Below are 13747 nucleotides of genomic sequence, written 5' to 3'. Positions count from 1 at the left end.
CGGTGCCGGCCCGGTCCGCCATGATCACGGCCGCCACTCGTGCCTCATCGCCGGGGAACGCGTGAAAATGACAACCGCACAACACATCACATGACGAGAGGGACCGCCTGATGTCGATTCACCCAGCACTGATCAAAGCCACCAGGACGGTGGCCACCGGCGTCATCGGCGTGGCGGCATACGATGTGCTGCGGAAGGCGCTGCGCGCGGCGCCGGTCCACGAAGCCAGTGTCACCACCGCAGCGTGGGCGCTGCGCGGCACGCGCAAAGCCGAGGAAGCCGCAGAGAACGCCCGGCTCAAGGTCGCCGATGTGATGGCCGAGGCGCGCGAGCGGATAGGCGAAGAAGTGCCCCCGCCGTCGGTGGCCGACGCCGAACATTCCCATGACCACTGATGTGCTGACCGACGTGGCCGATGCGCCCAGCATCGATGCCGACGCCGAACTGACGGTGATATCCGTTGCGGCGGGCCGGATTCGGGTGCATGTCCCGTGGCTGCGGGGTGACGCCGTCCGTGCGGTGGCGATCGAAGACGCCGCCGACAAGGTCGGTGGCGTCAGAACCGTCCACGCGTACCCGCGCACGGCGTCGGTGGTGATCTGGTACTCGCCGCAGCGCTGCGACACCGCGCAGCTGCTGACCGCGATCCGGGCCGCGCAAGCCACCCCCGCTCAGCTGGTCCCCGCCCGCTCGCCGCGTTCGGCCGACATTCACAATGCCGATGTACTTCGGATGGCGCTCGGTGCGCTGGCTCTGGCACTCTTGGGATTCCGTCGCTACGGACTGTCCCGACCGCGGCTGCTCGGGCCGGCCGCGCGGACGTTCGCGACGGGCGCGACCATCGTCACCGGGTACCCCTTCCTGCGCGGGGCGCTGCGCGCCCTGCGCGGCGGCAAGTCGCCCGGCACCGATCTGCTGGTATCCGCGGCGACCATAGCGAGTCTGGTCCTGCGCGAGAACGTCGTCGCACTGACGGTGCTGTGGCTGCTGAACATCGGTGAATACCTTCAGGATCTGACGCTGCGTCGTACGCGCCGCGCCATCGCGGACCTCCTGCGCGGCGTTCAGGACACCGCCTGGGTGCAGTTGGACGACGGCACCGAAGTGCAGGTCAATGCCGAAGCGCTGCGGATCGGCGATCTGGTCGTCGTTCACGAGCAGGTCGCGATTCCCGTCGACGGCGACGTCGTCGCGGGCGAGGCGATCGTCGACCAGTCGGCCATCACGGGCGAGACCCTACCTGTGACCGTGGCGCCGGGTGCGGCCGTCCACGCCGGATCAGTGGTCGTGCGGGGCCGGGTGGTCGTGCGGGCCCGGGCGGTGGGCAGTCACACCGTGCTGGGCCGCATCGTGGCGAGAGTCGAAGAGGCACAACGTGATCGGGCACCGATCCAGACGGTGGGCGAGAACTTCTCCCGTCGCTTCGTGCCCGCCTCATTCGTTCTGGCAACGGCGACGTTCCTCGTCACCGGCGACGTACGCCGGGCGATGACCATGCTGCTGGTGGCGTGCCCGTGCGCCGTGGGGCTGGCCACTCCGACCGCGATCAGTGCGGCCATCGGCAACGGCGCCCGGCGCGGGATTCTGATCAAGGGCGGTTCGCACCTGGAAGCGGCCGGCCGGGCCGACGCCGTGGTCTTCGACAAGACCGGAACCTTGACTCTCGGCCGGCACATTGTCACGAATATTGTTTCCTTCCGGGAGAGTTGGACTCCCGAGGAAATTCTCGCGTACGCGGCGAGTTCGGAGATTCACTCACGGCATCCGTTGGCCGAGGCGGTGATCCGTTCGACCGAAGACAAACACATCGTGATTCCGCCGCACGAGGAGTGCGAGGTGCTCGTCGGTCTGGGCATGCGGACCCGCGCCGATGGCCGCACGTTGCTGCTCGGCAGCCCGTCTCTCCTGGATCGGGAAAATGTCACCGTGTGCGGCGAAGCCGAAGAGTGGGTGCAGCGCCTGCGCCGTCAGGCCGAGACGCCGCTACTGCTTGCCGTCGACGGTGAACTGGTGGGTTTGATCAGCCTTCGCGACGAGGTGCGCCCCGAAGCGGCAGAAGTGCTTGCGCGCCTGCGGTCCTCGGGCGTACGCCGGATCGTCATGCTCACCGGTGATCACGCCGAGACCGCGCAGGCAGTCGCCGCCGAACTCGGCATCACCGAATGGAAGGCCAACGCGCTACCCGAGGACAAGCTCGCGCTGGTGCGCACCCTGCATGACGAGGGCTACATCGTTGCGGTGGTGGGGGACGGCGTCAACGACGCACCCGCGCTGGCCGCGGCGGACATCGGTATCGCCATGGGATTGGCCGGCACCGACGTCGCCGTCGAGACCGCAGACGTGGCACTGTCGACAGACGACCTGCGACGGCTGCTCGACGTCCGAGGGCTCAGCAACCACGCGGTCGGCGTGATCCGGCAGAACTACGCCATGTCGATCGCGGTGAACGCCGTCGGGCTGCTACTGGGAGCGGTCGGCGGGCTGTCCCCGGTCCTGGCCGCGATCTTGCACAACGCGTCGTCCGTCGCCGTTGTCACCAACAGCTCGCGGCTCATCCGCCACGAGCTGGCTCAGTCCGGCGCGAGCTCGCCGAGCAGATAACGCTGGAGCGTCACGCCGAGGTCGGCGGCGAGTTGTTCGTTCGAGCGGTTGGCGAGCGGTTCGAGGCCGATGACGTAGCGCGCCATGGCGAAACCGTTGACCTGTGACATGACCAGCGCGGCACGGTAGTCGGCATCGGCGGAGCCCAGTCCCTCGGCGATGGGCGCAATGATCTTGCGCGCCAGGAAGTCCCGGACCAGCTTCGCGGCTTCCGGCTCGGCCGTGGCCGCGCGCACCATGCCGATCATGGGCCGGCGCCGGACTTCGTCGTCCAGCACCTCGATGATGAATGTCGCCAGTCGCAGGCCCGCCGAATTCTTGTCGCCGTCGAGCACCCGGCCGATGATCGCCGACGGTTCCACCGGAAGCTCGACCACGGCAAGGAACAGGTCCCGCTTCTTACCGTAGAAGTGGCTGACCAGCGCGGGGTCGACGCCCGCTTGCAACGCGATCTGCCGCAGGGATGTCCGCTCGTACCCCAACTCCGCGAACAGCTTTCGTGCGGTCTCCTCGATCGCCTCGCGGGTTCCGTTGGGTCCCGGGCGGCGTCCACCCCGGGTGGGTCGCTGGGTCATTCGACTCCCTACTCACAGAATTCTTTACGTGTTGAATTATAGCCCCGGCGGGGTTAATGTCATACCGTCAACCTCGTTGACGAACGACGCAACCGGATACGTTCCCGCGCAGTTCGCGCCCACCCGTGCGAAAGGTTCACGGATGCAGCGATTTTCGATCAGACGCCGGCTCGGTCAGCACTGGATGTACGTGGTGGCCGTGATGGTGGTCGTGGTCGCCGGGTTCGCGGTGTACCGACTGCAAGGCATCTTCGCTTCGCATGACGTCACCTCGACCCCGAGTGGCGCGGTGAACGACATCGTGCCCTTCAACCCCAAGCACGTGGTGATGGAGGTCTACGGACCGCCGGGAACGGTCGCCACCGTCACCTACCTGGACGTCAATGCCCAACCGCAGCGCGCCGACGCCGTCACGTTGCCGTGGACCTACGACACGACCACCACACAGCCCGCGGTGTTCGTCAATCTTCAGGCCCAGGGCGACAGCGGCTCGATCGGCTGCCGCATCACCATCGACGACGCCGTCAAGGACGAGAGAACGGTCAACACCGTGCACGCCTTCACCTACTGTCTGGACAAATCAGGATGAGCGCGGGCCGCGTTCCCGACTTCATCCGCCGATACTCGGTGCTGATCGCCTTCTTCTGGCTGGGCCTGGCCGTCGTCACGAATGTCTTTGTGCCGCAGCTGGAGACCGTGGCCGAGTCGCACAACGTGTCACTGAGCCCGACGGACGCACCGTCGCTGCAGGCGGCGAAGCAGATCGGCAAGGTGTTCCACGAGTTCGATTCCGACAGTTCGGCCATGATCGTCCTCGAAGGCGACCAGCCGTTGGGCGCCGCTGCGCACCACTACTACGACGGCTTGATCGACAAGCTCACCGCCGACACCAAACACGTCCAGCACGTGCAGAACTTCTGGGGTGACCCGCTGACCGCGGCCGGTTCGCAGAGCGCCGACGGCAAGGCCGCGCTGGTACAGGTCTACCTCGCCGGCAATCAGGGTGAATCCTTGGCCAACGAATCCGTCGACTCCGTCCGCAGGATCATCGAAACCACGCCGCCGCCAAGAGGTTTGAAGGTGTATCTGACCGGCGCCGCGCCCCTGATCACCGACCAGTTCGAGGTGGGCCGGCACGGCACGCTGAAGACCACGCTGATCACCATCGGCGTCATCATGGTGATGCTGTTCTCGCTCTACCGCAGGATCACGACGGTCATCATGGTGATCTTCACGGTGATGATCGAGCTGACCGCATCCCGCGGCGTCGTCGCGGTGCTCGCCAACGCCGGCATCATCGAGCTGTCGACGTACTCGACAAACCTCTTGACACTCTTGGTCATTGCCGCCGGCACCGACTATGCGATCTTCATCCTCGGCCGGTTCCACGAAGCCAGATACGCCGGTCAGGATCGGGTCACGGCGTACAACACGATGTATCACGGCACCTCGCACATCATCCTGGGGTCGGGCCTGACCATCGCGGGCGCGGTGTTCTGTCTGACGTTCACTCGGCTGCCGTACTTCAAGAGCCTCGGAATCCCGGCCGGCACAGGCGTTCTCGTCGCGGTCGTCGCCGCGTTGACGCTCGCGCCCGCGCTGCTGTGCATCGGCCGGCACTTCGGCCTCTTCGAACCCGTGCGTCAGCTGCAGACGCAAGGCTGGCGGCGCATCGGCACGGCCATCGTGCGCTGGCCCGGCCCCATTCTCGTGGTGACCGTCGCGGTGGCCCTCATCGGCCTGATCGCTCTGCCCGGGTACAAGACGAGTTACGACACCCGCCCGTATATGCCCGCCGACGCTCCGGCCAATATCGGCTACGCCGCCGCGGAGCGGCACTTTTCTCAGGCCCGACTCAATCCCGAACTGCTGATGATCGAAGCCGACCACGATCTGCGCAACTCCACCGACATGATCCTGCTGGAGCGCGTCGCGAAAGCGGTGTTCCACACCGACGGCATCGCGCAGGTGCAGTCGATCACCCGGCCGCTGGGCACGCCCCTGGACCACTCGTCGATACCGTTCCTGATCAGTGCCGGAAACGCCGGGCAGATCAACAACCTGCCCTTCCAGCAGGCGCGCAGTGCTGACCTGCTCAGGCAGGTCGACGTGATCAACAAGTCGATAGACATTCTGCGCCAGCAGTATTCGCTGCAGCAGCAATCCGGGGCACTCACCCACGAGCAGGCCAAGGCATTTCAGCAGACCGTCGCCACGGCGCAGGACCTGCGCAACAAGATTGCCGATTTCGACGACTTCTTCCGGCCGATCCGTAACTACTTCTATTGGGAACCACACTGCTACGACATCCCGATCTGCGCCGCGTTGCGCTCGGTCTTCGATTCGCTCGACGGTATCGATGACCTGACCGACCAACTGGGTGATGTCGCCGGGAGTATCGCCAAACTCGATGCGCTGCAACCGAAGCTGCTCGCATTGATCCCGCCGCAGATCGCGAGCCAGGAGACCAACCGCGATCTGACGATGACGAACTACTCCACGAACTCAGGTCTCAACGACCAGGCGGCCGCGTCATTGCAGAACGCCACCGCACTGGGGCAGGCCTACGACGCGTCGAAAACCGACGATTCGTTCTATCTGCCGCCGGAAGCGTTCACGAACCCCGAGTTCCAGCGCGGCATGAAGTTGTTCATGTCGCCGGACGGCAAGGCCGCCCGCATGATCATCACGCACGAAGGCGATCCCGCCACGCCCGAAGGCATTTCGCACATCGCCGCCGTCCGGCACGCCGCGCAGCAGGCGGTGAAGGGCACGCCCCTGGGTGGATCGAGGATCTACCTTGCCGGTACCGCGGCCACGTACAAGGACATTCAGGAGGGCGCGAAATACGACCTCATGATCGCGGGGATCGCGGCGCTGAGCCTGATTCTGTTGGTGATGATGTTCATCACCCGCAGCATCGTCGCGGCCCTGGTCATCGTCGGTACCGTGGCGCTGTCGCTGGGCGCCTCCTTCGGGCTGTCCGTGCTGATCTGGCAGGACATCTTCGGCATCGACCTGTACTGGATTGTGTTGGCGCTGGCCGTCATTCTGCTGCTGGCGGTGGGGTCGGACTACAACCTGCTGCTCATCTCGCGGTTCAAAGAAGAGATCCACGCCGGCATCAACACCGGCATCATCCGCGCGATGGCCGGGTCCGGCGCGGTGGTGACGTCGGCCGGGCTGGTGTTCGCCGCGACCATGGCGTCCTTCCTGTTTGCCGATCTGCGGGTCCTCGGCCAGATCGGTACGACCATCGCCCTCGGCCTGCTGTTCGACACGCTGATCGTGCGGTCGTTCATGACGCCGGCCATCGCGGTGCTACTCGGTCGGTGGTTCTGGTGGCCGCTGAAGGTGCGGCCGCGCCCTGCGAGCCAGATGCTGCAGCCGTACGGATCGCGGCAATCGGTGCGTCAACTGCTGCTGTGGGAGGACGGCGATCCCGCGGTCAGCGGGTCGGGTGTGGGTTCGCGAAGCCACGGAGGAGACGCATGACGGACATGGAGCTGTGGGGCGGGCTGACAATCCTCGCCGGAATGCTGGCGCTGATCCTCATCACGTGCGTCTTCGTGTACGTACGCGGGTTGGAACGACGACCACCCGCACCATTGGGTGAACAGGTGGGCGCCCACAAAGCCGTACTGGCCAAAGTGCGTCAAGGCCAACCGATGTCGCAGGACGAGATCGACTACGCGAAGGAACTGGTGTCCGACGCCGGCTCACCGCTTGCCTACGCGATACCTGCGCTGCTGTTCACCATGGGCTTCTTCTACGTGGTCGGCTGCATGTACGAACTCCAGGTCCACGGCGGCCACCCCTCGTTCCGCACCTTCGTCGGCGGCATCCCGATGTTGACGTCGCTCAACATCTTCGGTCAGTTGCACCGGGTGGCACGATTGAAGAAGCGCGTGCCCTAGTTACCGGTTACCGAACGCCTTTGCCGCCAGATCGATGTGGGCCGAGGCCGCGAGAATCTGGCTGCGGTTCTCGACATGCAGTGCGGCCTGCAAGCTGGGAGCCTCGAGGTTGGCCCACAGCACCTGCTTGGTCGATTCGACACCGAACTTTCCGTAGCCGCACAGGGTTTCGGCGATGGCCAGGGCATCGGCGACGACGTCGTCCGCGGACAGTCGTGAGACCAGCCCCAGACGCAGCGCCTCGTCGGCCTCGACCGTCCGGGCCGTGAGGATCAGGTCGAACGCCTGCCCGGCGCCGACGATCCGGGGGAGGGTGTAGCTCACCCCGATGTCGCAGCCGCCGATGCCCAGCTTGATGAACTGGGTGCAGAACCGTGCGCCGGGTCCCGCGATCCGGATGTCGGCGGCCAGCGCGATGGCGAAACCGCCGCCGTATGCCGGCCCGTTGACCGCGGCGATCACCGGCTGGCGCAGATTCTGGATCCGCGTGGTCAGCTCGGCGATACGTTCCTGCCAGCGCATGCCCGAGCGTGGAAATTCCAGTCCGCCACCGGCTTCCGGCGGGTTGGGGTCGGAAAGGTCCAGGCCGGAACAGAATCCGCGGCCGGCGCCGGTGAGTACGACAACACGGCACTCGTTGTTCCGGTGGATCTCCTCGAGGGTGCTGTGCAGGGCCTCGACGAGTTCGAGGTTCAGCGCATTGAGTTTGTCCGGCCGGTCCAGCGTGAGGACGGCGATATCGGGGCGAGGATATGCGAGCGACAGCGTTGTCATGCGCCTGACGTTAGCCGCTGTGCCACCCGGCCACGCCGACGGCGATCATGCGCAGCTGCTTGCGTGCGGTCCGTTTGACGTCGTCCAGGGCCTTGGCGTCGTTGGCGTCGTCGATGGATTCGGCGGTGGTCATCATCGTGTTGACGAAGAGTCCGGCCACGATGTTCAGGTCCTCGGCGCTCCAGGTGGTGAGCCCCGGCAGCCGGCCGAGGTCGATCGCGAGCTCCGAGGTGATCAACCGGATTTCCGTGCGAATCGCGTAGCGCAGCGCGGTGACGCCGCTGTTGCGTTCGCGGCTGATGAAGCGCCAGTGCTCGGGGCGTTCGGCGACGCTGTTGAACAGGATGTCGACCGAGGACTCGATGATGCGCTTGGGATCGAGTTGGCCGGCGCGGGCGCCACGAAGCATCTCCCGCAGGGCGCGGAACGACTCGTCGATCAGGACCAGGCCGAGGGCGTCCATGGTTTCGAAGTGCCGATAGAAGGCTGCCGGCACGATGCCGGCCTCGCGGGTGACCTCACGCAGGCTGAGCGCGCTGAAACTGTCCTCGTCGAGCAGCTTGAGGGCGGCCGCGATGATGGCGCGGCGGGTGGCTTCCTTGCGCTCTTCGCGAGAGAGGTTGTCCTGGACGCGGGAGCTTGATGAGCGGCTGGACCTCCGGTCGCGTGAACCAGGGGTACGACTGTTCACCGAACAAAGTTTACACAGCGCACCGAAACCGCAGATCGATACAGATGTGTATGAGTTATCGATACGGATGTTCACCCTGTGATCCGGGCAACAACCTGCACTTTAAGTCTTGACGCAAACGGTTGGAGTCGGCCACTGTGTACACATGTTCACCGAAACTTTGAGCCGCCGAGTACGGCGCTCCGCCCTGGTTGGCATCCTCACCGGCCCGCATGGCGTGGACCGGTACACCGAGGTTTTCGACCGCACCTGGACTGTCAACGATGCCCGCGCCAAGGTCGTCGCGGTCCGTCGGCAGACGCCGCGCAGCGTCACCCTGACCCTGCAGCCCAACGACGCCTGGCAGGGCTTCAAAGCCGGCCAGCACATCAACCTGACCGTCGAGATCGACGGCCGTCGCCGCACCCGGTGCTACTCGCCGGCCAACTCCGAGGGCAGCCCGGTCATCGAACTGACCGTCGGCCTGCACGACGGCGGCCTGGTCTCCACCCACCTGTTCGAGCACGCCGAGCCCGGCATGGTCGTCCACCTCGACTCCGTCGGTGGTGACTTCGTCCTGCCCGAGCAGCGCCCCCGGCGCATCCTGCTGGTCTCCGGCGGCAGCGGCATCACCCCGGTGCTGTCCATGCTGCGCACCCTGCGTGAGGAGAACTTCGACGGTGAGGTGGCCTTCATCCACTACGCCCGCAACCCCGAAGAGGCCGCGTACGCCACCGAGCTGGCCGCCACCCCCGGCGTGAAGGTGCTGCACAGCTACACCCGGTCCAACCGCGGCGACCTCAGCGGCCACTTCGGCCCGGATCACCTGGCCGCCGCCATGCCGAACCCCGATGCGGTGTTCGTCTGCGGCCCGCCGGCACTCGTCGATGCGGTCAAGGACCTGCTGCCGGGCGCGCAGTCCGAGAGCTTCGTGCCTCCGGTCATCGCGGTCCCGACCGAGGCCTCCGGAGGCAGCGTCGCCTTCACCGAGAGCAAGGTCGACGTCGTCGACGACGGTCGCTCGATCCTCGAGCAGGCCGAGGCCGCCGGCCTCAACCCGACCAACGGCTGCCGCATGGGCATCTGCCACACCTGCACGCGCAAGAAGATCAGCGGCCCCGTGAAGAACCTGATCACCGGCGCCGTCTCGACAACCCCCGACGAAAACATCGAAATCTGCGTGACCGCCCCGTGCGGCGACGTCCAGATCGACCTCTAGACCACCCACCCAGCCCACACACAAAGGAGACGAACCATGGCTCAACGTCCCGCCCCCATGACCGCCGAGCAGTTCGACGAATTCGGCCGCGCGCTCGACGCCATCCGCGAACGCCACCTCGCCGACCTCGGTGACCGCGACTCCGACTACATCCGCAACATCATCGCCATGCAGCGCAAGCTGGAGGTCGGTGGCCGCGCCCTGCTGTTCCTGCCGCCGGCCTGGCCCATCGGCACCGTGATGCTCGGCCTGTCGAAAATCCTGGACAACATGGAGATCGGCCACAACGTCATGCACGGCCAGTACGACTGGATGGGTGACCCGGCGCTGCGCGGCCAGAACTTCGAATGGGATTCGGCCTGCCCGTCCAACCAGTGGCGGCACTCGCACAACTACATGCACCACACCTACACCAACATCGTCGACATGGACCGCGACATCGGCTACGGCATCCTGCGCATGAGCGAGGACCAGAAGTGGAGCCCGTACTTCCTGGGCAACCCGGTGTACGCCTTCCTGCTGATGGTGTTCTTCCAGTACGGCGTCGCGCTGCACGAGCTGGAGGCCGAGCGCATCCGCACCGGTGAAATCCGCCTGCGCGACAAGAAGGACATGCTGCGCGAGATGTGGGCGAAAGTCCGTAAGCAGACCATCAAGGACTACGTGGCGTTCCCGCTGCTGGCCGGGCCGTTCCTGCCGTTCGTGTTCGCCGGCAACATGACCGCGAACCTGATGCGCAACGTGTGGTCGTACGTGATCATCTTCTGCGGCCACTTCCCCGAGGGCACGCACGAGTTCACCATCGAGGAGACCAAGAGCGAGACCCGCGGCCAGTGGTACTACCGCCAGCTGCTGGGTTCGGCGAACCTGTCCGGCGGCAAGTGGTTCCACATCTTCAGCGGCAACCTGTCGTTCCAGATCGAGCACCACCTGTTCCCCGACATCCCGGCGCACCGCTACGCGGAAATCTCGCCCGAGGTCAAGGCACTGTGCGAGAAGTACGACCTGCCCTACAACACCGGCCCGATCCACAAGCAGTTCTTCTCGGTGGTCAAGAAGATCTGCCGCCTGGCCCTGCCGGACTCATGGCTGACAAAGCGGGCACCAGAAGGTGATCCGGTCACGGAGGTTGTTGAGGTCGCCGACGACGTCGAGGTTCTGGTGCCGGTTCCGGTCGCCTGATTCGATCAGCGTCCCGCACCTGCGACACGCCTGCCCGGCCCGGCCGTAAACCCAGAGTTGACGGCCGGGCCGGGTATCGCCCGTTGTAGTCCTGCTCCATCGGTTTCTGTTCAGCCACAACATGTCCCGGGCCCGCTGCGCCAGCCGCAGCGGGTCTTTCACTGTGCTGACCGGGGCGGTCGGGCGGCGGCCGACGATGAAACACAGCTCATTGGCGTAGACGTTGCCGACGCCGGCGAGGTTGCGTTGGTCGAGTAGTGCTTCATGCAGTGGCCGGTCGGGGTCCTGGGTGAGGTTCTGGGCAGCCCGGTGTGGATCCCAGTCCGGGCCGAGCAGATCCGGGCCGAGGTGCTTGACGGGCTCCTCGTCGTGGTCCCGCTTGAGGACTTCCAGGATGCCGAGTTCTGAACCCACCGCTTGAATGTCCTTGGTTTCCAGGATGATTCTCGTCTTGTGGTCGGGCCGGCGGGGCCTGGTGTTGACCTGCCACTTGCCCTCCATCTTGAGATGCGAGTGGATGCTGGCTTCGGCCGTGCGGATGAACAAATGCTTGCCGCGGCTGATGACGTCCTCGACCGTCTGGCCCGTGAGGTCGACGGTGGCGAACTTCGGGACGCGAATGTCGCAGCGCGTCAGCGTCTTTCCCTGCAGCGCCTCACGGAGGATCGCTGCGGTGTGAAAAACGGTGTCGCCTTCGGGCATCAGCGGATGTAGGCGTGGGCTCGGGTCAGCGCGCGTTCGGCGTCGTGCGCGATTTTCTGGACCAGGGGAGCGGCCAGTTCCAGCTCGTCGATCAGGTCGAGGGCCTCACCGGCCCAGATCGGCACGTAGTCCATGTCCAGCTCGGCGACCTTGGTGCGGAACTCGTTTTGTGCCTTGGGATCCGCGTCGAGCTCGGCGTCGCGGTCCTGCCACGTGTCGGTGAAGACGCTGCGCAACGTGCGCGCCGGATACTCGGCGGGCCAACGCGTTTCGACGGGCCGGGCGGCGATGTCGATGGCGCGTCCGCTCGTGGTGTCCGCCGCCTTCGCCTTGAGCATGACCTTCGACTCGGCGGCGCTGAGCAGGGACTCGTGGGTGGCCTCGAATCGGGTGCCGATCATGGCGCCCGCGGCGCCGAGCGTCAGTGCAGCGGCCAGGCCGCGGCCGTCTGCAATCCCACCGGCGGCAAGAACCGGGATGCCGTGCGCGATGTCGACGACCGCGGGGACGAACGGCAACGTCGACCGGCCGCCGTGGTGGCCCCCGGCTTCCCGGCCCTGCGCGACCAGCACCTGGACTCCGGCGTCGAGGGCCTGCTTGGCCTCATCGAGGCTGTGGACCTGGGACAGCAGCGGAATGCCGGCGTCGTGGATCGCTTTGGCGAACGGGGCCGGGTCGCCGAACGACAAGATGATGGCGGCGGGCTGCTGCGCGATCACCCAGTCGATGATCTCCTGATTGACCGCCCAGGTGAGTAGGCCGACGCCCCAGGGTTTTTCGGTGCCCTGCTTGGCCAACTGGCATTCGGTGGCGAGCATCGTGAGGTCGCCGCGGCCGCCGCCGATCAGGCCCAGCCCGCCACCCTCCGACACCGCGGCTGCCAGCCGGCCACCGGATACGTCGCCCATCGGGGCCAGGACGATCGGGTGCTCGATGCCGAACAGTTCCGTCAACGGGGTGTGCAGGGCCATGGCTTCACTCTAGGACTCGGTGTGAGCGGGTCCCGCGGCCGCGGAAGTTGACCTTGCCCCCGGCGGCAATGTTTACCCTCTCGATTGAGGACATTGACCATGCAGATTTCCGAGCTGGCCCGGCGGACGGGCGCGTCGACCAAGGCCGTGCGGTACTACGAGGACCTCGGCCTGCTGGCGCCGTCGCGCCTGCCCAACGGCTACCGGGACTACTCCGAAGAGGATGTGCAGATCGTCAGCGAGGTGCGTGCTCTCGCCGCCGTCGGCATCGCCCCGTCGAAGGCCGGACCGTTCATCGACTGCCTTCGTCATGGCCACGAACACAGCGACGAGTGTCCCGAGTCGCTCGTGGCGTATCGGGACAGCATCGCCGTCCTCGACGAGACCATCGCGTCGCTGACGCGGCGCCGACACGACCTCGCGGCGCGGCTCGACGCCGCCGCATGCCGAGCATTCGACAAGAAGGACGAACCGTTGACAGATTTCACGACGCTCCCCGCCGGCCTGCCTGTCCCCGAAAACGACGGCGCCGCTGATCATCTCGTCGGCCTGGAGGTCCCCGACATCACGCTGAGGTCGAGCGGCGGTGGGGAAGTCCAGCTGCGGCAGCTGCCGGCGGGGCGGACGATCGTGTATCTGTATCCACTGACCGGCCGTCCCGGTGCTGACCTCCCCGCGGGCTGGGATGCGATTCCCGGGGCCCGAGGGTGTTCCACCGAGGCATGCGACTTCCGTGACCACTTCGCCGAGCTGAAAGCCGCTGGGGCGAGCCAGGTCTGGGGACTGTCCAGCCAGGACGTCGACTATCAGGCAGAAGTGGTGCGTCGGCTGCGACTGCCCTTCCACATGCTGTCCGACGAGACGTTCGTTCTGGCCGACGCGCTGCGGCTCCCGACGTTCGCTGCCGACGGGCACCCGCGCCTCTACACCCGACTCACCATGGTGATCTGCGACGGCCGCATCGAGCACGTCTTCTACCCGATCTTCCCGCCGAACACGCACGCACAGCAGGTGCTGGACTGGTTGCGCCGAGCGTGAACTCCATCGTCGACTTTCCCGGGCAGATTCATACGGTCAAGACAACATCCATTGATTTGGGAGGTTGTCGTGCCCAGTGGGTATCCGCATTCGAAGCA

General features: G+C 66.0%; 13 protein-coding genes. 8 read left to right on the top strand and 5 right to left on the bottom strand.

The features are described 5' to 3' along the window. Window positions 1-110: 110 nt before the first annotated feature. Window positions 111-395: a DUF1490 family protein gene (locus ACJH6H_RS13365; RefSeq protein ID WP_061007103.1), complete on the top strand. Its 285-nt coding sequence runs from the start codon at window positions 111-113 to the stop codon at window positions 393-395. Then, the gene (locus ACJH6H_RS13360; RefSeq protein ID WP_406775027.1) at window positions 385-2601 is read left to right on the top strand and encodes a heavy metal translocating P-type ATPase; all 2217 of its coding nucleotides are present in this window, start codon (window positions 385-387) and stop codon (window positions 2599-2601) included. The genes ACJH6H_RS13365 and ACJH6H_RS13360 overlap by 11 nt, the downstream gene beginning before the upstream one ends. On the opposite strand, the gene ACJH6H_RS13355 is transcribed toward ACJH6H_RS13360, so the two are convergent. Next, window positions 2571-3176: a TetR/AcrR family transcriptional regulator gene (locus ACJH6H_RS13355; protein WP_226519231.1), complete on the bottom strand. Its 606-nt coding sequence runs from the start codon at window positions 3174-3176 to the stop codon at window positions 2571-2573. The genes ACJH6H_RS13360 and ACJH6H_RS13355 overlap by 31 nt on opposite strands. A gap of 142 nt (window positions 3177-3318) precedes the next feature. Here ACJH6H_RS13355 and ACJH6H_RS13350 point away from each other — a divergent pair, with 142 nt between their 5' ends. The 3 genes from ACJH6H_RS13350 to ACJH6H_RS13340 are packed head-to-tail and all read left to right on the top strand — an operon-like array spanning window position 3319 to window position 7093. Beyond that, window positions 3319-3765 carry an MmpS family transport accessory protein gene (locus ACJH6H_RS13350; protein ID WP_406775026.1) on the top strand — a complete coding sequence of 149 codons (447 nt, stop codon included), beginning with the start codon at window positions 3319-3321 and terminating at the stop codon, window positions 3763-3765. Next, window positions 3762-6671: an RND family transporter gene (locus ACJH6H_RS13345; RefSeq protein ID WP_406775025.1), complete on the top strand. Its 2910-nt coding sequence runs from the start codon at window positions 3762-3764 to the stop codon at window positions 6669-6671. Before ACJH6H_RS13350 ends, ACJH6H_RS13345 begins: the two co-directional genes overlap by 4 nt. Then, on the top strand, window positions 6668-7093 hold the full coding sequence (locus tag ACJH6H_RS13340; RefSeq protein ID WP_406775024.1) for a hypothetical protein: 426 nt from the start codon (window positions 6668-6670) through the stop codon (window positions 7091-7093). Before ACJH6H_RS13345 ends, ACJH6H_RS13340 begins: the two co-directional genes overlap by 4 nt. Here ACJH6H_RS13340 and ACJH6H_RS13335 read toward each other — a convergent pair whose 3' ends face one another. Both ACJH6H_RS13335 and ACJH6H_RS13330 read right to left on the bottom strand, forming a co-directional pair. After that, complete coding sequence (locus ACJH6H_RS13335) at window positions 7094-7867, bottom strand: enoyl-CoA hydratase-related protein (protein ID WP_318986398.1); 774 nt, start codon at window positions 7865-7867, stop codon at window positions 7094-7096. Window positions 7868-7877: 10 nt separating this feature from the next. Beyond that, window positions 7878-8558, bottom strand: coding sequence for a TetR family transcriptional regulator (locus ACJH6H_RS13330; RefSeq protein WP_318986399.1), 681 nt, complete (start codon window positions 8556-8558; stop codon window positions 7878-7880). 145 nt (window positions 8559-8703) lie between these two features. Here ACJH6H_RS13330 and ACJH6H_RS13325 point away from each other — a divergent pair, with 145 nt between their 5' ends. Both ACJH6H_RS13325 and ACJH6H_RS13320 read left to right on the top strand, forming a co-directional pair. Further along, window positions 8704-9756, top strand: a complete 1053-nt coding sequence (locus ACJH6H_RS13325) for a ferredoxin reductase (protein ID WP_318986400.1) — start codon at window positions 8704-8706, stop codon at window positions 9754-9756. Between the two features lie 36 nt (window positions 9757-9792). Then, on the top strand, window positions 9793-10938 hold the full coding sequence (locus ACJH6H_RS13320; protein WP_318986401.1) for an acyl-CoA desaturase: 1146 nt from the start codon (window positions 9793-9795) through the stop codon (window positions 10936-10938). Here the strand turns inward: ACJH6H_RS13320 and nei2 are convergent. After that, window positions 10840-11640, bottom strand: a complete 801-nt coding sequence (nei2, locus tag ACJH6H_RS13315; RefSeq protein WP_318986402.1) for an endonuclease VIII Nei2 — start codon at window positions 11638-11640, stop codon at window positions 10840-10842. The two genes, ACJH6H_RS13320 and nei2, sit on opposite strands and share 99 nt — an antisense overlap. Next, complete coding sequence (locus ACJH6H_RS13310) at window positions 11640-12611, bottom strand: nitronate monooxygenase (protein ID WP_318986403.1); 972 nt, start codon at window positions 12609-12611, stop codon at window positions 11640-11642. Before ACJH6H_RS13310 ends, nei2 begins: the two co-directional genes overlap by 1 nt. Before the next feature lie 99 nt (window positions 12612-12710). Between ACJH6H_RS13310 and ACJH6H_RS13305 the strand changes: the two genes are divergently transcribed. Continuing rightward, a complete protein-coding gene (locus ACJH6H_RS13305) occupies window positions 12711-13649 on the top strand; it encodes a MerR family transcriptional regulator (RefSeq protein WP_406775023.1) in 939 nt (312 codons plus the stop codon). The last annotated feature ends 98 nt before the right edge of the window (window positions 13650-13747 follow it).

This window comes from Mycobacterium sp. SMC-21 (assembly GCF_045310825.1).
Taxonomy (GTDB): Bacteria; Actinomycetota; Actinomycetes; order Mycobacteriales; family Mycobacteriaceae; genus Mycobacterium.
Note: the sequence above shows the minus strand (reverse complement) of the source record. Positions and strands in the feature narration are given on the sequence as shown.

Coding starts and splice junctions, on each gene's coding strand:
- ACJH6H_RS13345 (WP_406775025.1), top strand. CDS start 3,762: ATGAGCGCGGGCCGCGTTCCCGACTTCATCCGCCGATACTCGGTGCTG.
- ACJH6H_RS13355 (WP_226519231.1), bottom strand. CDS start 3,176: ATGACCCAGCGACCCACCCGGGGTGGACGCCGCCCGGGACCCAACGGA.
- ACJH6H_RS13340 (WP_406775024.1), top strand. CDS start 6,668: ATGACGGACATGGAGCTGTGGGGCGGGCTGACAATCCTCGCCGGAATG.
- ACJH6H_RS13320 (WP_318986401.1), top strand. CDS start 9,793: ATGGCTCAACGTCCCGCCCCCATGACCGCCGAGCAGTTCGACGAATTC.
- ACJH6H_RS13365 (WP_061007103.1), top strand. CDS start 111: ATGTCGATTCACCCAGCACTGATCAAAGCCACCAGGACGGTGGCCACC.
- ACJH6H_RS13350 (WP_406775026.1), top strand. CDS start 3,319: ATGCAGCGATTTTCGATCAGACGCCGGCTCGGTCAGCACTGGATGTAC.
- ACJH6H_RS13305 (WP_406775023.1), top strand. CDS start 12,711: ATGCAGATTTCCGAGCTGGCCCGGCGGACGGGCGCGTCGACCAAGGCC.
- ACJH6H_RS13310 (WP_318986403.1), bottom strand. CDS start 12,611: ATGGCCCTGCACACCCCGTTGACGGAACTGTTCGGCATCGAGCACCCG.
- nei2 (WP_318986402.1), bottom strand. CDS start 11,640: ATGCCCGAAGGCGACACCGTTTTTCACACCGCAGCGATCCTCCGTGAG.
- ACJH6H_RS13360 (WP_406775027.1), top strand. CDS start 385: ATGACCACTGATGTGCTGACCGACGTGGCCGATGCGCCCAGCATCGAT.
- ACJH6H_RS13335 (WP_318986398.1), bottom strand. CDS start 7,867: ATGACAACGCTGTCGCTCGCATATCCTCGCCCCGATATCGCCGTCCTC.
- ACJH6H_RS13325 (WP_318986400.1), top strand. CDS start 8,704: ATGTTCACCGAAACTTTGAGCCGCCGAGTACGGCGCTCCGCCCTGGTT.